This is a genomic window from Litchfieldia stipae (genome assembly GCF_014837155.1).
Taxonomy (GTDB): domain Bacteria; phylum Bacillota; class Bacilli; order Bacillales; family Bacillaceae_L; genus Litchfieldia.
Genome location: NZ_JACYHA010000003.1, coordinates 306,836 through 327,403 on the forward strand (window position 1 = coordinate 306,836; position 20,568 = coordinate 327,403).

The window sequence follows — 20,568 nt, forward strand, 5'->3', positions numbered from 1 at the left end:
ATTTCCTCCTAGTATAGTACTTGAATAGCTATATGATAGCCAACTTCTATAGTTAATTTAACAAACTAAAGTATACATGACAAGAATAAAGTCTATTTTTTTATCGTTGATTAAATGTTTCTTCAATTATTTCGACAAATGCTTTTACTTGTTTTAATTCAAAGGCAGATTCATAGCCTATTAACCAAGTATCCCTTTCTAATGGCTCATTCGCTTCATTTAATAAAGGAATCTTATAAATATGTGTATCTTCCTGCGCAAGGGTAACTGACGGAAGAATGGCATATCCAATCCCGTTTAATGTCATTTGTTTGCATGTCTCAATTTGATCTACAATAATTGTTCTTTTCGGAACCATTTGAAACGTACGGTGCCACCATTCTTGAATTTCTTGATAATAGGTTGAATCACTCTTAAATTGGATAAAGGGTCTGTCTGTTTTCAACACTTGTTCAATCGATTGAATTTCTGTGTCAACCAAATACATCGTGTCAGTGATAAGATGCTTCTTAATTCCTTTCCAATCTGGATTACCTCGAATGATTCCAATATGTACCGTATCATCGTATAAATTTTTCAGAATTTCACTACTCCAGCCAGTTATTAATGATATTTTCGCATGGGGGTATTTCGTAACAAATCTCTTTAATATCTGTGGCAACCAATTCTGACCAATAATTGATGCGCAGGCTATTTTTAATGTTCCGTAAACCTCTGAATCTAATGCAGTTATTTGTTCTCTAATCTTTTCCTCTTTTTCAACAACCTCTTTAGCGAAATCAATGATTCTTTCACCTGCAGGTGTTGGTGTAAGTCCTTTTGGAGAACGAACAAAGATTTTAGTATCCCATGCTTTTTCAATTGATTGTAATCTTTGTGATAGTGCTGGTTGAGAAACAAAAAGTTTTTCAGCCGCTTTTCTCATATTCATTTCTGTATTTAATACAACTAATAGTTGGAATTCTGAAAATTGCATACGTTCACCTCGCTTCTTCCATCAATAAGTTTTTCTTATATTATAAACTAACTTTTTCCTTATTTCATTATTACAGAAGAAGTCATACTATTAACTTAAAGGCATAACTACATACAATGATTGTAGGTGAGGATATGATTGAGTTTCTTTTGTTTTGTATTGGGTTTGTTGGAACATTTATAGGAACAATGGCAGGCGGAGGTGGTTTGGTTAGTCTTCCTGCTATGTTGCTTTTAGGAATTCCTATTCACACAGCTATTGCTTCAAATAAATTTTCAAACGTATTTAGTTCTTTTTCAAGTTTTATTATTCTTTTAAGAGAAAAGCAGATTAATATAAAAGGAGCGTTAATGATTGCTCCCTTTAGTTTATTAGGAGGGATAAGTGGAGGACTGATTGCTAGTTATCTTTCTGAGCAGATTATGACGATCATTGCGATTATCTTGCTCAGTTTTGCTTTAATCTTAAACATGTTGAAGTCACTGCCAGAGGAAAAAACACATCGAAATATCCCTTATAAGGTATATCCCTATTTATACGGAATTGGAGTTTATGATGGGATGTTTGGCCCAGGCCAAGGTACATTGTTAATGCATACTTTCTTGCGACATGGTTTTTCATATTTATCTGCTATTGCATTTTCACGTTTCCAAACATTCTTAAGCTGTTTTGGAGCAATCTCTATGTACCTCCTGTCTGGCCACTTTCAACTTCAATACGCCCTTTGGCTCACATTAGGTTCCGTTTTAGGAGCACAAGTATCCATCAGAGTTGCAAAGAAACTAAAAAAAAGTTATTTAACTATGATATTGAGGATTGTTACACTGTTATTAATCCTACAACTAATCATCAGAATCCTATAACCAATCATTAAGAAAAGCATGGACGTGTAAGTAGATTCACCACATCCATGCTTTCTTCAATTTATTTACCTAATTCCTTCTCACCTTTTGGTAAAAAGAAAATGCAAACGAAACTAACTACTGCAAATGCAAATACTCCGCAATATACATAGTGAAGTGAAAGTGTAAGACCATCTTGCAAAACAGTCTTAATTGGTGCTGACAATGCATTCCGTTGTTCTTCATTTAACAAGATATTAGTAGAATCAATTGATAATTCATCACTTAAGTCCTTCGAAGCTATATAAGACATTAAAGTACTATTCAAAATTCCACCAAGCAAAGCCGCTCCAATTGTACTTCCCAAATTACGCATAAACATATTGGAGGCCGTAGCTACCCCTCTTACTTTCCAGCTAACTGTGCTCTGAATAGATACAATAAAAGAAGTCGTCGTTAACCCCATACCTACCCCGATCAAAAATGATCCAACCGCTGCCCATACAGGTCCGTTTGCTGGTGATAAGATAACAAATACAATACTACCTAAAATCAATGCAACTCCACCGATGAGAGAAGTTAATCGATAACCAATGGTAAGCAATAATCTCCCCGCAATTGTCGAGGCTATTGGCCAGCCAATCGACATTGTTGTCAATGTAAAGCCAGCAACAATTGGGGAACGCTCCATTACGCCTTGTACAAATGCCGGCAAAAAACTAGATATCCCAATCAACATTACCCCTGTTGTTAAGGAAGCGATATTCGCAATAAGAATCGAGCGCTCCTTCCAAATTGAAAATGGCATCATTGGTTCTTTGGCTCGCCTTTCTTGGAACACAAAGCATATGAATGTAAGGAGAACCAATAGACTCAAAATGATAATAGGAGTTGAAGTCCATGGTAAATGCACGCCACCTTCTACTAAAATAATCATCAATGCACTTACAGATATAAATAATAGACCTGCACCAAGAAAATCAATTTCATGCTTCTTCTTTTCAATGCCTTCATGAAGATATAACCCTAACATGACGATGGTGAAAATCCCAATTGGAATATTGATCCAGAATACATATCTCCAGGATATATATTCTACTAGAATTCCACCTAATGCCGGACCCATAACTGCAGAGATTCCCCAAACACTTGATAAGTATCCTTGAATTTTCGCACGTTCTTCCTTTGTGTACATATCGCCCACAATAGTCGATGCTATTGGCATGACTGCACCTGCACCAAACCCTTGAATCAGTCGAAAAAAGATCATCCACTCCATCGATGGAGCGATCCCGCACAAAAAGGAACCTATTAAAAACACAATAATACCAAACGTCAAAATGGGTTTTCTTCCAAATAAGTCAGATAATTTACCGTAAATTAAAACGGTTACAGCATTCATTAATAAATAGGCTGAAAATACCCAACTATATAATGAGAAGCCCCCAAGATCTGCAACAATGGCTGGCATTGCTGTTGAGACAATCGTTGCCTCAATAGCTGCCATAAACATTGCTAACATAACGGCTGCAAGAACTAGTGGACGTCTTGTTTTTTTCCCTGTTTCTTCTTTTCTATTCTTTGTATTTCCCAAAGTAGTAACCATTCCTTATCCTCCGGTACAATTGCAGCATAGGACTATTTCGGGGCTTAATTTAACAATTTTAATATCGAACGTCTTGTTAATATCCCCTCAAAGTAGTGATCTTCGTTCTCGATACAGATAAATGGGTGGTCAACTAATAGTTTCAACCCCTCCATTAAAGAATCTTCTAACTTAAGCCTTGGTATTTCCTTATTCATTTTCTCTTCAACCTTCATCGCCTCGAGCTTGTCAAATTCAATACGCTCAAGACCTAAGATGGAATCAAGTATATATGTAGTACTTATTAAACCTTGTAGCTTATAGAATGGGTCGAGCACAGGTACGGCTGTATATCCTGTTTTTGTCAAGACAAGTAGTGCATGTTCTAAATTATTCCCAATTTGAACATGTGCTACTTTGTCAGAAGGAATTAATAAATCCTTAATCTTATGTGTTGAAAATTCGTCTCTTTGAAGACTAACCATCGCTGTTTCTTCCTCTCATAAAAAATTCTCTTTCACTACAAATCTCTGCTCTTTAAGTTTGGTACTTTCTAATTTCTCAACCTATATTTTACCACAATATGACTTCGAAATCTGACTTTTTCACTGTTTATCTAAATTTGACTATAAAAAAATGACTACCGTTAGATAGTCGAAAAGTAGTAGAAATATGTAGATTCTTATAGCGCATTTTCAATTTTGTGATACAGCTGTACAAACTTCCTATACTCATCTGAAGTGATGCTTTTGTCCCCATTTTCAATATCAACAAATTCACAGCTTAGTAGCTCAAGTGCATAATTCTGACTAAACAAAATAGAAACTAACAAATCCTTTTCTTCAGTAGACAACTGCATCTGTTCCTGTCCCCTCATGAAATCCCCCTAACAAGTATGCCATTATTATTATATATAGTTAACTACTTAATAAACTATGACTCTATATTAAGCTTACTTCGTAAAGCGATTTGCATAACTAAAGGCAGCATATGAATCGGGTTTAATCTTGGCTTCTAACCCCATTGAAGTAATTCTTCCAGTCATTTCATTAATCAGGTCCTTTGTCACACCCTTTTTCCCAATATCTAAATGAACTTCTAATGTTAAATCCGCTCCGTCATCAGCAAATGGAATCAGTAGGTCCATAATCTCCATTAAATACGTAGTTGTAAATAAATATGCTACCACCTGGCTTAAAGAGGTTTCTATGGATATCTTTTCACGAACACTTCGAATTGGACGTTTCATCGTATAATTCCTCAAGCATCCCCAGGCACCTTTCCCAACTCTATGCAAATGAACCGCTGTAATAAAACGTGTTTCCTCTTGATGAACTTGTGAATCAGTACCAATCGATAAAACATATCTAGAACATGGATCCTTCTCAATAAACCTTTTTATACGATCAATCACATCATCTATTTGCAGATTGCTCTCAGAAATATTATAAAATGGTAAGGATTCGCTCATTTCGCAGCTCCCTTTCTATTTCCTCTTTTTATAATATATGTTTTATTTCATATTATTGTTAATATTGAGAAATATTAACACAATTTAAATCTATAAAAAAAAGAGCCTTCATAATGAAAGCTCTAGCCTTTACTGGTTTCGATATTTTTTAGTGAGAAATCGCATTCGGTACATGTGTAAATGACGTTTTGATTCGATTGAGCCGTCAGTACCTCTTCAAGAGTAGCTTGGATCTTGCATTTTGGGCATGTAACAAGAGGTTTAATCATAAACCACTCCTTAAGCTAAAATTGATCTTTACTTACATAAATATCTTCTCTATTTATTGCGTTTTTACTCGCCAAAACTAAACCAATGTTTGTTTTATTTTGGACATCATCGACAATTGTAAATGGAACATTAAGTGTATTAGCCAATTTCACGTATTTTGATAAATAGGAATAGCTAATATCACCATCTAATAGCATTTGACAATCAGGATACTGCTTAATTAACTTTTTGATTGGTTCATATACAGTTGATTTCATAACTTGTCCATCAGTAAGAGCTAATATTACTCGCTCTCTAATGGTAGAGAGAAACATTTGTCGTTCATCCGACTTAATTTCCTTTACACCATATATACCCCGTTCAAGATAATCATCTATATTTTCTGCTATAGTCACACCTCTTGGGTATTTATTGTAAACTTACCCAGTATAGATTAATTAATTAAATCAAAAATTTCGATTGCTATCATATCTATATTATCAAACTGATATGTTTTTGGTTTTTCACCTTGTTGGTAAACCTCTAATTCAAATGTAGTTGTTTTATCAAAATACTTTACACTACAGATTCTTTCACCATTTACTTCAAAAAAACGTTGAGGTGGCTCTCCTCCATTTGCATTTTCTTGTAAACTAATGAGACGTGATATAATACCTTGTAATTGTGACATTATAGTCTCTCCTTCCTGACATTAAGTTGTTAACCCTACATTTAGTTTTAGCATTCCAGAATGTTCTATCCAAAAACATTCCTTTTTTCAACTAATTTCAATCAAAGATCAAAAGGGTTGGATTTTTTGGGTATTTTATGTAAAACTCAGTAAAAATAGCATACCCTACCAAGTCGTCCATTCATCATTTTAGTATATATAATACAATAAGCAAAGGAATTTTTTAGTGAAAACGAATTCTTTTTACTCCACATGACATGAAAACTTCATACAAATACCCCCTCAACCTAAAAGGGGGCACTTACATTATATCTTTGAAAAGGATATTCCATTTCTTGAATTTGGTATCCGAACAGTGAGAATGGAATGTTGAATAAATCGATTGAATGAGCAATTGGACCATAACTAGTGGGTACTGTGCTAATTGTCTTGATTTCTTCTACTAACGGTTCTGAAAGTCTAGCAATATCATTGCTTAGTTCAGTCTCAATCGTGATATCAGAGATTTTCCACTCTTGCTCTATCCGATTTATTGTAACAATTCCATAAAATTCTCCGTGGATGACGGGTCCATCATTATTTTCTTCAAATTTCTCATAGACATAATAATGATCCATCTGCTCATCATATACAATTAGCGTCTTATCTGAATATGTAAAATAGGGGATATAATACGGTGCAAAGTCCGATCCATATACAATATAACCTGCTTCTTCTTCAAAAAGGTTCTCATCCAAAAATTTATCACTAAACTCTTTCGTGAAATACGGATTTAAAATCCCTTCTATTTCTTCCAAACTTCTTATCTGTTCACTAAGTGATAGCTGCGTACTAAACCCCTTTTTAAGGAGTGTGAATGCCTCTTTATCACTTAAGTTCTTTTCTGATGAAGCATAGACATTTATCGTTACAGCATTAAATAGTAACATGACCAATAAGGATATTGTGATGTAGTTTACTTTTTTCAAAGGATCATTCCTCCCTAGCTTGTCCAACGTACATTCATTTTACCAAGTCCTCGGTAATTATTGTCACTTAATCGTCCCCAAAATAACTGCAGGTTATGACATATTACTATATATATGTACAAATTCCCCTTTAATGACCCCTTTCTCACATAATTTTTAGCAAATTATAAACTTTTTTGCACAAAAAAGAGAGACTTCATAAAGTCTCCCACTTGTATTAGTTTAGATATAAGTTCTTTACTTAGGCTGTTTTCGTATAAATTGTTGCTTTTAAAGTCGCATCCTGAATACACTCCGCGTCCTGTGGGGTCTCACTTTGGCTTATGCATCCCACGGGAGTCTTGAGTGTATTCAGTCTGCTAAAATTCCATCTTTTAAATAATGTACAGCTAAAAACAAAAAACCTTTGGAAAACAGACTTACTTTACAATAAACCATCGTGCTCAAAGAGGAATTCATACGGAATATCCACAAATAAAAAATGGCCATTAGTAAGTGGATATGAGAACGTTCTAATGCTCTCTCCTGATTCAACATCACTGTATAAATCGGATAATATCCCTTTTTTATCATATTTCATTCTAACAATATTTTCCAAGAAGTAAGGTCTCCAGCTCCAATTTTTATAATAATACTCTTCTTGAACCAACCATTTTTGATTTTCCTTCATAATATTCGCTGATTGCTGGAAGCCGTCCCCATCACAGATATACATTCTAAAACAGCGTTCATTTAACTCTAAGGCTAATAGCATAAGCAACTCGTTGTACACTTCCACTCGCTTAAACTTTTGCACTAATCCTTGAATCGTAATATTTAACTGTTCAGATAGATCATACACTGTGTATAATTTCTTCTTTTCATGCTTAATAAAGTGCTGTGTCTCTTCTCTTAACCACTCTTTCATAATGTCATCAGCAACGATTGATTCTGATGGTCTATGTAGAAGAAATCCCTGATAATACCTTCCACCATTTTGCCACGCATATTGAAGTTGAAAATTTGTTTCTACGTCCTCATATAGAAGTGTCGCTCCGATTTTACGAGCCAATAGCGATATGGAATATAAAACATCATGATAGGATTGAGTTGTTGTTGTTTTTAATAATTCCTTTAAGTCAATTTTCAAAATATCTGGGTTAAGTAAACCAATCCGATCAAAATTACTACTCTCCTTACCAATGTTATCAACGGCAATTTTCAATCCATATGTTCGGTAATAGGTGAGTAAGTGATTTAGTCTTTCAATATCTCCGATAAAATGATGTTCCGTTAACTCAATCACAATTTTTTTAAGATCTAACCCTTTATTTTGATATTCTAATAAAAGCTCTAATAAAGATTCACCATGGTCAATCATCAACAAGTTTGCATCTCGATTGATAAAAATAAGAGGCTGGTGATCAAGTTCAATGAAATGTGTTAATGCTTTATGTAGGATGATATCGTCAACTTCGATTCGATATTCTTCTGGAATCGCTTCGTCATGAAAAAAACTACCTAGACTCTTATATTCCTCATTTAATTCAATTCTTCCTAACACCTCATAACCTACAACCCTATGCTCATCTGCGCTAAATATAGCTTGATAAAATGGAGCGATAAGATGTAAATTCGTCATAATATCTAATGCATCCATACACTCTCTCCTCGTACCAGTACTAAATTAAACATATTATATCACAAAAAACTTTCTGAATATTAAATCTTTAATTACAGTTAATTGATATTGTAACTTAACTTTAAATTAAATCATGCTCTATATATGATATAATTTTGGATAAATATAAATGTTAGATAGAATAGGTTGGTAATCATGTCAAATACATATACACGAAGACAGTTTTTAAAGTCCATTTTTAAAACTGCATTTACTGCTGTTCTCACCTCAGCGTTTGGCTATGCTTATGCTAAGTTTATTGAACCCAAGTGGATTGAAGTAACCTCACATACGTTAAACCACTCATATATACCGAAAAGCTTTGATAAAATAAAAATTGTACAATTTAGCGATACACATATCGGTCATTTTTTTGACTTGGATCATTTCAGCTCCATCGCTCAAAAAATAAATGAATTAGAGCCAGATCTTGTATTCTTTACTGGAGACTTACTTGATAATCCCAAAATTTACCCCCAGCCAGAACGCTTAATTCCGATTTTAAGTAGCATTAAAGCTCCTCTCGGAAAATTTTCTATTTATGGAAACCATGATCATGGTGGCTACGGTTCAGATATTTATAAAGAAATGATGGATCAGTCTGACTTTATTACCCTGTTAAATGAATCTCGAGAAGTTACTTTACAAGGTGAAAAAATTACTGTCGTCGGTTTGGATGATATTATGTTAGGAAGACCTGATTTTACTCATTCCTTTGATCAAGTTGATATGGAGGATTATATCATCGCATTAGTGCATGAACCAGATGTCGCACCAAAAATAGCTGCTTTAGGTGCTCATCTTCAGCTCTCAGGTCATACTCATGGGGGACAAATTCAATTCCCTTTCCTTGGTCCTATCATTACACCTCCACTTGGCAAGGACTATCCTGAAGGTGACTTCTTAATTGGTTCTTCCAATATGCAGTTATTTGTCAATCGAGGATTAGGAACGACAAGACTGCCCTTTCGATTCCTTTCAAGACCTGAAATATCAGAATACATATTGAGGTCAAAATCATAAAAAAGCAATTGTCAGTGACAATTGCTTTTTTACAAATATTTTTTTATCACCATATCTTCTGGTATTGGTCGACTGAAATAGTATCCTTGAGCTTTATGGCATTTTTTATTCCTTAATAGCTCTAACTGCTCTAATTGCTCTACTCCTTCAGCTATAACCATTAATCCGAGACTATGGGCAAGATGAATGATTGTAGTAATAATAGCTTCATCTTTATCATCATTTAGTACATCTTTAACAAATGATTGGTCAATCTTCAAGGTATCAATTGGGTATTTCTTCAAATAACTTAAGGAAGAAAATCCGGTTCCAAAATCATCAACAGCAATTCTTACCCCAAGTCCTTTTAATTGTTTTAAAATGGTTAATGCCTCTTTTGAATCTTGGATGGCACCTTCAGTTATTTCAAATTCTAAGTAATCAGGATGAATATTATTACTTGTAATTTGCTCTTGAATAAATTGCACTAATCCAACCTGTTGAAATTGTCTTGGTGATAAGTTTATAGCAATTGTTGTAGCACTAAGACCTTGCTCATGCCATTTTTTTAGAGTACTACACACTTTCTTAATAACCCATTCACCTATAGGGAGAATAAGTCCAGTATCCTCAGCCAATGAAATAAACTCAATAGGTGAAATAATCCCTAATTGAGGGTGCTGCCAACGAATCAATGCCTCAAACCCATCTACTACACCACTCGTTAAATCAAACTGAGGTTGATAATAGAGAATTAGCTCCTCATTTTCAATGGCTCTACGTAAGGCGGTCTCCATTTCCATGATTTTTGTGTTTCCTTGTTTCATTTGATCACTATAAAAACGAAAATGTCCTCTACCACGGTCCTTCACTAAATATAGTGCGGTATCTGCATTCTTAATTAATGTATCTGAATCTTCACCATCTGTTGGATATAGACTAATCCCAATACTAGCCGAAACGAAAAACTCATGATGTGCATAATTGAAGGCTGCTTTAAGTTTGTCAAGTATTTTATTAGCACAATCCATTGTTAACGTCCGGGTGGTGTTCTCTAACATGACAATAAATTCATCCCCGCCCTGACGATAAATACTATATTTCTCATACCCTTCAACAGATAATAAACGCTCTGCTACTTCTTTTAATAATAAGTCTCCAATATCATGACCCATCGTATCATTTAAAAACTTAAAACGATCTAAATCTATGTACATTAATGCCAACTGGTGGTTGCTTTCTTTTGCATTCTTGACAGCTGCTGGCAGATTTGTTTTTAATGAACTTCTGTTTGGTAAGCCTGTTAGTTGATCATGGAAGGCTAAATATTTCATCATTGCTTCTGCATGATATTGTTCTGTAATATCTCTAAATATTGCATAAATTCCATGTACCTTACCATCAACAACAATTGGGATCGTTTTTATATGTACTGTTAAGGATTGTCCATTTTTATGCTTTATTCTAAAACCTACATATTCATCTCGACGCCCTTGTACAGTCCTTTGGAAGATATTAAAGAATGACTCACGATCAGACTCGTGAAACAAAGAGAAAATAGAGGTTTCTACTAGGTCATCTTCTAAGTATCCGGTTATTTCTACTGTTGCTGGGTTAATGTGAAGAAGCTTCCCCAGTAGGTCTACAGAAAATATCGCATCCATATTATTGTCTAGGAGAGATTTGTACATTTGCCTTGCTTCATTTAACTCTCTTTTCTCGAGAACACTATCTGTTACATTTCTTGTCACACATACGACAAATTGAATTATTCCACTTTCATCTAATATCGGTGTCAAAATGGATTCACCATAAATAACGCCAAAACCTGGTAAGCTAATCGTATCTTCAAATAAGTAAGGTGACTTTGTTTCCACAACCGTTTGATACTGATTCCATAAATGATTGGCTATTTCAGGTGGCAACGCTTCATGAAAGGTTTTCCCAATGTAATCTTCTGCAATTCTGGCACGACTTAATGCCATTTCATTCATAAAAACATATCTAAAGTTATCTTCTTCAACCTTCATAACATAAATAAGATCATTTATATGCCGAAGGATAATTTCAAAGATTACATCCTGAATGTTTAATATACTATTATTGCTATTTCTAAATTTCTCATTTTTCTCCATTTGACCATTCCTAATTAACAGTTTGAGTTTCTATACTTAGCTGAAAGATATATGCTACTTTATAAAACAAATATTAGTGATACATTCGACAAATACCTTCAAAATCCTCTTTTTATTATCAACTCATTCATAGTTATTATTATCATTCATTAAACTTCAATAAATCATGTGTTTTCTAATTGATTTGCAAATCTATAAAACAACAGTATAATATAAGTGAAGAAAGGAGAGAAAAAATGAGGAAACAAGAAAGAAGTCCCATTTTAGAACCATCAGTAGATAATTTGGCTAGAGCAATATTTATTGTAAATAAACATGCCAAAGCTGCTCCAGAGCCAAAGTTTCTATATCTTTTAAAACGAAAGGCATTAGAAAAATTACTTAAAGAAGGCAAAGCAAAAAAAGTAGGCCTTCATTTTTCTCGCAATCCAAGGAAAAGTCAGCAACAATCTGATGTACTTGTGTCAGCTGGTGACTACTACTTTCATATGCCTCCTTCAAAAGAAGACATCGAACAGCTTCCACACCTAGGGAAACTTAACGAAACGTATAGAAACCCAAGAACTCAACTTTCACTCTCACTTGCTAAAGATTTATTACAGCAATATGTTGGCTTAAATGAAAACCCACAATCTACAGTCAAACCCATTCAAAAAAACTACCAAAAACCTGTCTTTAAAAGACTTGGACAAAGTTATTTTTAGAATAAAGGAAACTGACATTTAGTGATAGCGGTTTCAACACATAAAACAAAAGGGATGTCCATGTAAAAAGGGCACCCCTTTTGTTTTTTAATATGGCTGTTGTCGTATATATTGTTACTTTTAATACCGCAGCCTGAATACACTCCGCGTCCTGTGGGGACCAACGCATCCCACGGGAGTCTTGAGTGTATTCAGGCTACTAGAAATCTCATTCTTAATTATTCATCTCAAAACAACAGCAAACTTTGAGAAAACAGCCTTTAATATAAGTAGTTCAGTACTCGTTGATCCACTAAGTTCGTATCAATTGGGCAAGCCGGAGCATCACGACCATATTGCCATAACCAAACATTGCTTTTGCAACTTGGAGCAGCTGGCTTAAACCTGGGTGCATTTCTTTCCCTTGTGACACCTGGATCCGGTTCTGCACTCCATAAAATGGTTTGTAGTGCTACTTGATTATTATTGGCTACCGCTTGACAGTATGCATTGGCAAACCCACCTTCAACTGGATCATGATAGATTCCTGGACGATAGCCTGTTGGAAAGAGTGATTCTACCCACCCTCTAATCCATGCTTCATCAACGTCAAAGAAACGCTCAACATTTGCAAATAAAACAACACCATCAGGTATTCCTAATCTACGGGCATTAAACACAGCGTTTCGGGCAGCAACCTGACCATTTGAATACCCTAACGCCTCTCTAAACACATTATAAATAGGCAATAGCTTCATGCCTTTATTTTGTATAAAGGTAATCTCATCCTTCGTTAATCCTTCAGAAACGTTTGGCACTTCTGATAAATACCTTCCCCAATATTTTGGTGTGCCGTAATTTGATTTTACACATGAGTAAAGTTCTTCAGTAACCGCTGCTGCTGAATCGACTCCCCATACATATCTTGGCATTCTTATCACATCTCCTCATCTATACATGTTTACATATATATGACAATAACGTTTGTCTACATTATCTTTTTTTATCAATCGTGCCTGATTTTGAATAAAGTCCACGCGGTTTTAAATACTAAGAAATAAATAGAAAAAGAGGAGACGATGATATGAATCGTTGGTTTTTTATCTTGTTATGCATACTGTTAATGTCTGGGTGTGGTCTGTCAAGAGACGAGGCATCGCCAACAGATGTTGATTTAAATGAAGGCATGGGTGACACTGCTGAGGATGGCTATCAAAGTGACGAGGAACTACTTGTTGAATCACGTACAGCTAGAATTAATATAAATGAGCATGGTGGCTATAGTCGTTTTGAGGCTGAGAAGCTTGTACGCGATTATTTAAACATTACCGATGACAGCACGACAGTGGTTCTCTTTGACCGAGAAGAAAATGACCAATATATTATCCATGTTACAGAAATTCTTGATCAAAAAAACAAGTCAGATCATAATGAATGGTATTCAGTAGATCCACACACAGGAAAGATATCTGAGTATAAAGAAAAATAAAGATTAAGTTCTTAGCTAATGTTGTTAATGCCGCAGCTTGAATACACTCCGCATCATGCCGAGCCTCCGCGTATTCAGACTGCGGCCAACCTTTTAATTAGCGATAAGATTTATATAATAATTGACTGTTTTTACTTTTTGCAAATAAATACATTCTAGAATCCACAAATGCCACGACTGAAGGCTCTGACGTTACTTCTCCTTCAATATATTCAGCTTCCTCCCATTTATTTGAACGCAACTGCTTATGGATGAGCTGGTTTCCATTTCCTTTTGCGAAAACCTCCACCTGCTTCTGATTTAGAATAGTTGCTGTTGGACTTGAATAAATCTTACAGCCCAAGCTCTTCCAATTACTCCAATCGGCACCATTGAAATACGTGTATTGAAGTTCACCGTTCGTATCTCTTGAAAACAAGTAGAATTGACCATTTCCTACAGAAACAGCACCAGGTGCTGATGTTACTTGACCAGAAACGGTTTCGCACCACTCACTCCATTGGTCTCCATTCCAATTCATTTGTTGAATCTGTTTAGCTGTGTTCCTAGCAAACACGCTAATCGTATGATCATCGGGACTTATTGCTACTGGAGATGTTGTTAAAGCGCCACCCAAGTCTTCCCACTCACTCCATATTCCATCCTTGTATCTTTTGTGTATAAGATGATTATTTTCTCCTCTAGAAAAAACGTCAATACAGCTATTTTTGTTAGTCTTCACTACTGTTGGTGAAGACGTGAGATTCCCACCATGATTTTCCCATTCTAACCACGAATGACCATCCCATTCAATTGAATATAAATGTCTATGTCTTCCTCTAACAAACACCTTAAGTCTGTCATTATCTAGCGAAACAACGGACGGTCCCGATGATAAAGCACCATTTACTTCTTCCCAATCACTCCATGATCTATTTCCTACAGGATCCTCCTCATCTTGAATGGAAAGCTCTAACACCCCTTTCAAAATAACGTCTAGTTTTTTTCGGGGAATACGATAAGGATTTAAGATCGATAATGATGGACCTAAGTCCTGCCTTACTTTCGAATATAATGCTGTAACTCTTTCTTCTAACGCCCCTGTTTGAGATTGGTTGACGTCCAGTGAGTATTGAATCATTTGGATAAATAAATGTCTTGAAATAGTTGGATTAACATTATACTCAAGCAACTGATCTCGATAATTTCGAAGTATTTTCTTATTTTTATTCCAAATAGTTAAGAATTCTTCATCTATGGCTCTATTCACTTGGGGATATGTTATATAATTGTGAAGCATCTCAGCTCTTTGTTGTGGTGGTGAGTAATAGTGAGCATGTTGAAATATATTCCCAGGATTGTTCATGATATCGCCTCCTCAAGAAGTTCATAGTTATTTCTTTCACTCTATTACTCATTTGTATGTTGCTTTATACAAAGTTAATCCAAAAAAGAACATTTGGACGCATTATGGAATTTTTGTGAACCCTTCCACTCATGTATAGATGTTTTTTCTAATTCGCATTAAAATATAGATGTGCTTTTATAAATTAAATTTTGAGAAGGTGAATTGCTGTGATTGGAACAGCTATTTTGTATAAGCCAGATAAGAAAATTGTGATTATCGAGGACATCGAGAAAGAGAAATATGAGGAATTACGAAAACAATGCAGTTGTACAGTTCGTTCTAGTAAATCAAATGGAAATAAAATCGTTGCAGAAAAGATTACACCAGTATTATGGCATGAAGATGATGTAGATTGGGATTATGGATATTAAGATAGCGTGTTAATATAAATTGGACACAGCCTTTATTTGGCTGTGTTTTTTTATAATTGTTCTGATATATCTAAATTTTCTAAAAAAACTCTTTACTTTCACTTACTTTTCTAGGATAATATAAAAAAGGATTGAAGGAGTGAATGTAATGAGCCATTTAAATAATCAGAAGAATGAATTGATCCCTTTAGCTGCTATATCAAATGAAACAGCGATGTATCAAAAAGAAGTTGAAATGGTTCTCTTGAAATCACAAATATCCTTCCAAAAGCAGCAGCTTTTGGAGAAAATCGACAACAGCTTACTGAATCATGACAAACAGCTTTTCTTAGACCTATCTTCACAATATAACCAATTACTAGATAAATATAGTCATCTTATTTAAGGTTGGAGGGACCGTTATGTACACTTACAAGAAGAAACTAAAATTAATGAAAAACAAAAAAACAACATCGGTCTGTTATACCTTAACGAAGGAACAATCATATGTTTTTAGCTTATATGCTCAATTATTTTTAGATGAATGCTGTTATACTTTTAATAAACAAAGATTACAAGAATCGATCAACACTGCACTTGACAATAACGATGTAACACAATTCAAGGAATTAACTGCCGATTACAAAAAACTAATTGAAACAAATACTTGATAAATACTTGTATGAGAAGAATCAGGTCAAATGCCTGATTCTTTTTCATTTTACTAGTGATTTTTCAAACGACAATGGTAAAATGATTGAAACGACATGTAGAAAGGAAGACATTCTTGGAACATTTAATTAACTCACGTATAAAAGAAATCGAAATATCTGGAATCAGGAAATTTTTCAATCTAGTGTCTCAATATGAAAATGTCATCTCTCTTACAATTGGACAACCAGATTTTGATACACCTGATCATATTAAGGACAAAGCTAAAAAAGCCATTGACGAAAATTACACGACATACACACCAAATGCAGGGATGATTGAATTAAGAAAAGCAGCTACGACCTATCTCAAGACAAAATATAATCTTAAATATGATTATGAGGATGAAGTTATTACGACAATTGGAGCAAGCCAAGCCATTGATATTACCTTTCGAACGATCCTTGAAGAAGGCTCGGAGGTCATTCTTCCTGGCCCAGTCTACCCTGGCTATGAGCCCTTAATTAAGCTCTGCGGCGCTACTGCGATTATTGCAGATACCAGAGATACTCAATTTAAATTAACTGCAAAAGTTATAGAAGAGCATTTAACTGAAAAAACGCGCTGTGTTGTTTTGCCATACCCATCGAATCCAACTGGAGTGACTCTAACGAAGGAAGAAATAGACGAGATTGCAGCATTACTTGAAGGGAAAGATATATTTATCGTTTCTGATGAAATCTATAGTGAACTCGTATTTAATGATCAACATCATTCAATTGCTCATCTACTCCCTAAACAGACCATTGTCATAAATGGCCTTTCTAAGTCTCATTCAATGACAGGCTGGAGAATCGGTTTCACCTTCGCCCCTAGAGAGATAACAAAGCATATGATAAAGGTACATCAATATAATGTATCTTGCGCTTCCTCTATTTCTCAGAAGGCAGCACTTGAAGCATTAACTGCTGGGATCGATGATGCAAATGAAATGAGAAGTCAGTACATCGATCGCTTAAATTATGTCTATCAAAGATTGATCGATATGGGGATTTCGGTTGTCAAACCAAATGGTGCATTTTATTTATTTCCATCAGTTGAGAAGTTCGGAATGTCTTCTTTCGAGTTTGCACATAAATTATTAGAGGAAGAAGGACTTGCAGTTGTCCCAGGTGACGCTTTTGGTTCACACGGAGAAGGCTATATTCGAATTTCGTATGCTTACTCAATGCCAACCTTGATCAAAGCAATGGACCGCCTTGAAGCATTTATAAATAAGATCTGTTAAGCTGTAAAAAAAGAGTTGCACAAGTAGAGAGGTACTTCTATCTACTTATCCAACTCTTCTTTTTTTTATTTATTGACTTACAAATTTAGGGAGCGTAATTTTAAATGTGGTTCCTTCATTTATTTTACTTTTAACAGAAATCAGTCCATTATGGTTCTCAATGATCTTATAACTAACCATTAACCCCAGTCCGGTTCCTTTTTCCTTTGTCGTATAGAAGGGCTCCCCTATTCGATCTAAAATCATCTCAGGAATCCCACAGCCCTCATCTCTAAACTCGATGATGACATGCTCATGACAAAAGGAGATTGTTACAAATAGATTTCCACCATTTTGCATAGATTCAATCGAATTTTTGATCAGATTAACAAAGACCTGCTTAATTTGATTTTGGTCACAATAGATATATGTCTCTACATTAGGTAAATCGAGATGGATTTGAATATTTTGTAAGATTGCTTGAGTATCTAGTAAAGTGACAACATCCTGTAAAACCTCTCTAACATCCACCTGATGAAAGGCATCTTCTGTAGGCTTTGCCAATACTAATAATTCACTTAAAATCAACTCTACACGATTAAGTTCAGAAAAAATGATATGAAAATAATTTTCATTTTCTTTTGTATGAGTTTGAATGAGCTGCAGGAAGCCTTTAATTGAAGTTAATGGATTTCTAATCTCATGAGCTATACCAGCTGCTAGTTGCCCAGCAATCGATAGTTTCTCTGATTTAAGCATTAAATCTTCAACATTTTTTCGATCCGTAATGTCCCGAATGATAACTTGGACTGCAGGCTTTTCTACAAAAGTTGTAGGAATACAGACAAATTCTGTATAGATTTGTTTTCCATTTAACGTTGACCACGATTGCTTTGTAATGGTATGTTCTTTATTTTCCTCCATCACATTCCTAATCATATCTTTCGTCTGATTATGATATTTAGGATTTAATAAGGAATATATATTCTGTCCTAACAGCTCAGTATAATCTTTTGCACCAAACATCTTCACACCTGAATCATTAATAAATACCCACGTATCATCATAAATCACAGCAATGGCATCGATTGAATTATGAATGATTTTCTCATAACGCTCCCGGCTATTTTGGAGAACTCTTTGAAACCTCTTCTTCGAACTGATATTGTGAACAACAAAGCACTCCATATTCTGCTCCATAAAAGATACTGGAGCTGCTTTTAGTTCTACCTCGATATGTTCTCCATTCTTACTAATCCACCTCTGCTCACTAAGACCCAGATTTAGGCCATTGGCAATCATTTTAATGCCCTTTGTAATGACCATATGATATTCTTGATCTACAAACTCTAGTAAATGGATCCCCATTAAGCTCGTCCCATTAGAGCATCCTAATAGATTCTTCGATTGCTGATTCATGTATTGAATATAACCATTTTTGGTGACTATAATTGCAATCGGAGTTAAATCGATTAACTTTGTATTTTCTTCAAATAATTCATTAATACGCGTTTCTTCACGTAGATTTATTGCTTGTTTATGTACATTTGAGTTCGGGTCAACTATTCGCTGCATTTTCGCAAATACTTCGTCATGTTTATGCTGGTCACTAATAACATCTATATCTGCTCTAAGCCAAATATACTGTTGGTTCTTTGTGCGAAGTCGAAATGTAAAAGAATGAGCAAGCTTTTGATAAAAAAAGTTACTCTCAACTAAAAATACATCATCAGGATGAGTATAGTCTTTCAAACTAGAACCTATTAATTCTTCTTGAGAGAAGCCTAACAGATGTTCACAGCTTGAAGAAATATATAGTATTTTTCCACTTAATGTGAAAGAAGCAACGATGTTTATTTCTTGTATATTTGGGTCAATTAAAACACTAGGATCTATAGAGCTCATTAAGTTGAACCCCCTTTTTCATATAATTATAATTAATCATCCAGATCCAAACACCACATAGATGGATAACATGAAATAAACAACAACTAGAGTCTAGTAATTGAATATATATATTTATACATTAATTTACATTAAATATGATATCTATAGGCATAAAGATTCATTTAAGCTCCTACTAAAGAACCAATCGCTGTTTTTGCTCAAAAAAAGACCACAGTTTTAAAAACTATGGCCAGTTCGTAATTATTTTAATAGCTTATATAATGCTTGTGTTCCATTATTTTCTTCACCCATTTGTGCTAGTTCATCATATAGAGATTTAGCAAGGTCTAAACCAGGTGTTTTCATTCCCATTGTTTCTGCTTCATTCAGGGCAATTGACATGTCCTTAATAAAGTGTTTTATGTAGAAGCCTGGATCATAATCACCATTAATCATCTTTGGTGCCAAATTGCTTAAAGACCAGCTCCCTGCAGCACCAGCAGATATACTCATTAATACCTTCTCTGGATTAAGTCCAGCATTAGTAGCATAGGCCATGGCCTCTGATACACCAATCATATTTGATGCGATCGCAATTTGATTACATAGCTTAGTGTGTTGACCTGCCCCTGCCTCACCTTGATGGACAATATTTTGCCCCATGCATTCAAATATTGGTAAGCATACTGTATAGGCAATTTCGTCCCCTCCAACCATTATTGTCAGCTTGGCATCTCTTGCACCGATATCCCCACCAGAAACTGGTGCATCAAGAGCATACATCTCTCTTTTTTTCGCTTCCTCATAGATCTTCTTAGCCAAAGTAGGAGTAGATGTAGTCATATCAATAACAAATGTTCCTTTTTTGCAATGATTGAGTACTCCATCCTCGCCTAAATATACCTCTTCAACATCCTTAGGATAACCGACAATGGTAATCACCACATTTGCCTCTTTTGAAAGTTCGGCGACTGAATCCTTCCAAGTTGCTCCATTTTCTAGTAGATCATTCGCTTTATGTTTTGTACGTGTGTATACTAAAACCTTATATCCCGCTTTTAGTAAATGACTAGCCATGCTTTTTCCCATTACACCAGTACCTATAAATCCAATCACAGTATTTTCAATTGTTAACATATACCCTCCACCCTCTCTAACAAATCCATTCGTTTTACTAAATAATATCATATTTATGATTCTAACTTACATAATTTATGGGAAATTGGGGATTTGTACCTGACGGATGTCTCCATGATTACATAATCTATAACAAAT

General features: G+C 34.8%; 22 protein-coding genes. 8 read left to right on the forward strand and 14 right to left on the reverse strand.

Going from position 1 to position 20,568, the window contains the following annotated elements; genetic code table 11:
* Positions 1 to 100: 100 nt before the first annotated feature.
* Positions 101 to 976 (reverse strand): LysR family transcriptional regulator, encoded by an 876-nt coding sequence (locus tag F7888_RS05690; protein ID WP_191778076.1) that lies wholly within the window; start codon positions 974 to 976, stop codon positions 101 to 103.
* Positions 977 to 1,110: 134 nt separating this feature from the next.
* Here F7888_RS05690 and F7888_RS05695 point away from each other — a divergent pair, with 134 nt between their 5' ends.
* Entirely contained in the window at positions 1,111 to 1,839 is a 729-nt protein-coding gene (locus F7888_RS05695) for a sulfite exporter TauE/SafE family protein (RefSeq protein WP_191778078.1), read from the forward strand.
* A 61-nt stretch (positions 1,840 to 1,900) separates the two neighbouring features.
* Here F7888_RS05695 and F7888_RS05700 read toward each other — a convergent pair whose 3' ends face one another.
* The 8 genes from F7888_RS05700 to F7888_RS05735 form a co-directional block, all read right to left on the reverse strand.
* On the reverse strand, positions 1,901 to 3,424 hold the full coding sequence (locus tag F7888_RS05700) for an MDR family MFS transporter (RefSeq protein ID WP_191778080.1): 1,524 nt from the start codon (positions 3,422 to 3,424) through the stop codon (positions 1,901 to 1,903).
* Between the two features lie 44 nt (positions 3,425 to 3,468).
* Complete coding sequence (gene cbpB / locus F7888_RS05705) at positions 3,469 to 3,888, reverse strand: cyclic-di-AMP-binding protein CbpB (RefSeq protein WP_191778083.1); 420 nt, start codon at positions 3,886 to 3,888, stop codon at positions 3,469 to 3,471.
* A 197-nt stretch (positions 3,889 to 4,085) separates the two neighbouring features.
* The gene (gene abbA / locus F7888_RS05710; protein ID WP_191778085.1) at positions 4,086 to 4,280 is read right to left on the reverse strand and encodes an antirepressor AbbA; all 195 of its coding nucleotides are present in this window, start codon (positions 4,278 to 4,280) and stop codon (positions 4,086 to 4,088) included.
* A gap of 75 nt (positions 4,281 to 4,355) precedes the next feature.
* Positions 4,356 to 4,874, reverse strand: a complete 519-nt coding sequence (locus tag F7888_RS05715) for a ribonuclease H-like YkuK family protein (protein WP_191778087.1) — start codon at positions 4,872 to 4,874, stop codon at positions 4,356 to 4,358.
* Between the two features lie 284 nt (positions 4,875 to 5,158).
* Positions 5,159 to 5,533 carry a YueI family protein gene (locus F7888_RS05720; RefSeq protein ID WP_191778231.1) on the reverse strand — a complete coding sequence of 125 codons (375 nt, stop codon included), beginning with the start codon at positions 5,531 to 5,533 and terminating at the stop codon, positions 5,159 to 5,161.
* Between the two features lie 44 nt (positions 5,534 to 5,577).
* Positions 5,578 to 5,814 carry a YkuJ family protein gene (locus F7888_RS05725; RefSeq protein ID WP_191778089.1) on the reverse strand — a complete coding sequence of 79 codons (237 nt, stop codon included), beginning with the start codon at positions 5,812 to 5,814 and terminating at the stop codon, positions 5,578 to 5,580.
* A gap of 287 nt (positions 5,815 to 6,101) precedes the next feature.
* Positions 6,102 to 6,782, reverse strand: coding sequence for a DUF3993 domain-containing protein (locus F7888_RS05730; protein WP_191778091.1), 681 nt, complete (start codon positions 6,780 to 6,782; stop codon positions 6,102 to 6,104).
* Positions 6,783 to 7,206: 424 nt separating this feature from the next.
* The gene (locus F7888_RS05735; protein ID WP_191778093.1) at positions 7,207 to 8,421 is read right to left on the reverse strand and encodes an EAL domain-containing protein; all 1,215 of its coding nucleotides are present in this window, start codon (positions 8,419 to 8,421) and stop codon (positions 7,207 to 7,209) included.
* A 177-nt stretch (positions 8,422 to 8,598) separates the two neighbouring features.
* On the opposite strand from F7888_RS05735, the gene F7888_RS05740 reads away from it, so the two are divergent.
* Entirely contained in the window at positions 8,599 to 9,465 is an 867-nt protein-coding gene (locus F7888_RS05740) for a metallophosphoesterase (RefSeq protein ID WP_191778095.1), read from the forward strand.
* Between the two features lie 29 nt (positions 9,466 to 9,494).
* Here the strand turns inward: F7888_RS05740 and F7888_RS05745 are convergent, their stop codons facing one another.
* Positions 9,495 to 11,579, reverse strand: a complete 2,085-nt coding sequence (locus F7888_RS05745) for a putative bifunctional diguanylate cyclase/phosphodiesterase (protein ID WP_191778097.1) — start codon at positions 11,577 to 11,579, stop codon at positions 9,495 to 9,497.
* A gap of 236 nt (positions 11,580 to 11,815) precedes the next feature.
* Between F7888_RS05745 and F7888_RS05750 the strand changes: the two genes are divergently transcribed.
* Positions 11,816 to 12,283: a YkyB family protein gene (locus F7888_RS05750; protein ID WP_191778099.1), complete on the forward strand. Its 468-nt coding sequence runs from the start codon at positions 11,816 to 11,818 to the stop codon at positions 12,281 to 12,283.
* 260 nt (positions 12,284 to 12,543) lie between these two features.
* Here the strand turns inward: F7888_RS05750 and F7888_RS05755 are convergent, their stop codons facing one another.
* The gene (locus F7888_RS05755) at positions 12,544 to 13,194 is read right to left on the reverse strand and encodes a glycoside hydrolase domain-containing protein (protein WP_191778101.1); all 651 of its coding nucleotides are present in this window, start codon (positions 13,192 to 13,194) and stop codon (positions 12,544 to 12,546) included.
* Positions 13,195 to 13,346: 152 nt separating this feature from the next.
* Here F7888_RS05755 and F7888_RS05760 point away from each other — a divergent pair, with 152 nt between their 5' ends.
* Positions 13,347 to 13,751 (forward strand): hypothetical protein, encoded by a 405-nt coding sequence (locus F7888_RS05760; RefSeq protein ID WP_191778103.1) that lies wholly within the window; start codon positions 13,347 to 13,349, stop codon positions 13,749 to 13,751.
* Between the two features lie 97 nt (positions 13,752 to 13,848).
* On the opposite strand, the gene F7888_RS05765 is transcribed toward F7888_RS05760, so the two are convergent.
* Positions 13,849 to 15,096, reverse strand: coding sequence for a PLL family lectin (locus F7888_RS05765; protein WP_191778105.1), 1,248 nt, complete (start codon positions 15,094 to 15,096; stop codon positions 13,849 to 13,851).
* Positions 15,097 to 15,305: 209 nt separating this feature from the next.
* Here F7888_RS05765 and F7888_RS05770 point away from each other — a divergent pair, with 209 nt between their 5' ends.
* The 4 genes from F7888_RS05770 to F7888_RS05785 all read left to right on the forward strand — a co-directional run bounded on the left by F7888_RS05770 (position 15,306) and on the right by F7888_RS05785 (position 17,427).
* Positions 15,306 to 15,509, forward strand: coding sequence for a hypothetical protein (locus F7888_RS05770; RefSeq protein ID WP_191778108.1), 204 nt, complete (start codon positions 15,306 to 15,308; stop codon positions 15,507 to 15,509).
* A 148-nt stretch (positions 15,510 to 15,657) separates the two neighbouring features.
* On the forward strand, positions 15,658 to 15,894 hold the full coding sequence (locus F7888_RS05775; protein ID WP_225228612.1) for an IDEAL domain-containing protein: 237 nt from the start codon (positions 15,658 to 15,660) through the stop codon (positions 15,892 to 15,894).
* A 16-nt stretch (positions 15,895 to 15,910) separates the two neighbouring features.
* Complete coding sequence (locus F7888_RS05780; RefSeq protein ID WP_191778110.1) at positions 15,911 to 16,159, forward strand: IDEAL domain-containing protein; 249 nt, start codon at positions 15,911 to 15,913, stop codon at positions 16,157 to 16,159.
* A 116-nt stretch (positions 16,160 to 16,275) separates the two neighbouring features.
* Positions 16,276 to 17,427, forward strand: a complete 1,152-nt coding sequence (locus tag F7888_RS05785; protein ID WP_191778112.1) for an aminotransferase A — start codon at positions 16,276 to 16,278, stop codon at positions 17,425 to 17,427.
* 69 nt (positions 17,428 to 17,496) lie between these two features.
* Here F7888_RS05785 and F7888_RS05790 read toward each other — a convergent pair whose 3' ends face one another.
* Together F7888_RS05790 and F7888_RS05795 are read right to left on the reverse strand one after the other, a co-directional pair.
* A complete protein-coding gene (locus F7888_RS05790) occupies positions 17,497 to 19,311 on the reverse strand; it encodes a PAS domain S-box protein (protein WP_191778114.1) in 1,815 nt (604 codons plus the stop codon).
* A gap of 243 nt (positions 19,312 to 19,554) precedes the next feature.
* Positions 19,555 to 20,430, reverse strand: coding sequence for an NAD(P)-dependent oxidoreductase (locus F7888_RS05795; protein WP_191778116.1), 876 nt, complete (start codon positions 20,428 to 20,430; stop codon positions 19,555 to 19,557).
* Positions 20,431 to 20,568: the final 138 nt, after the last annotated feature.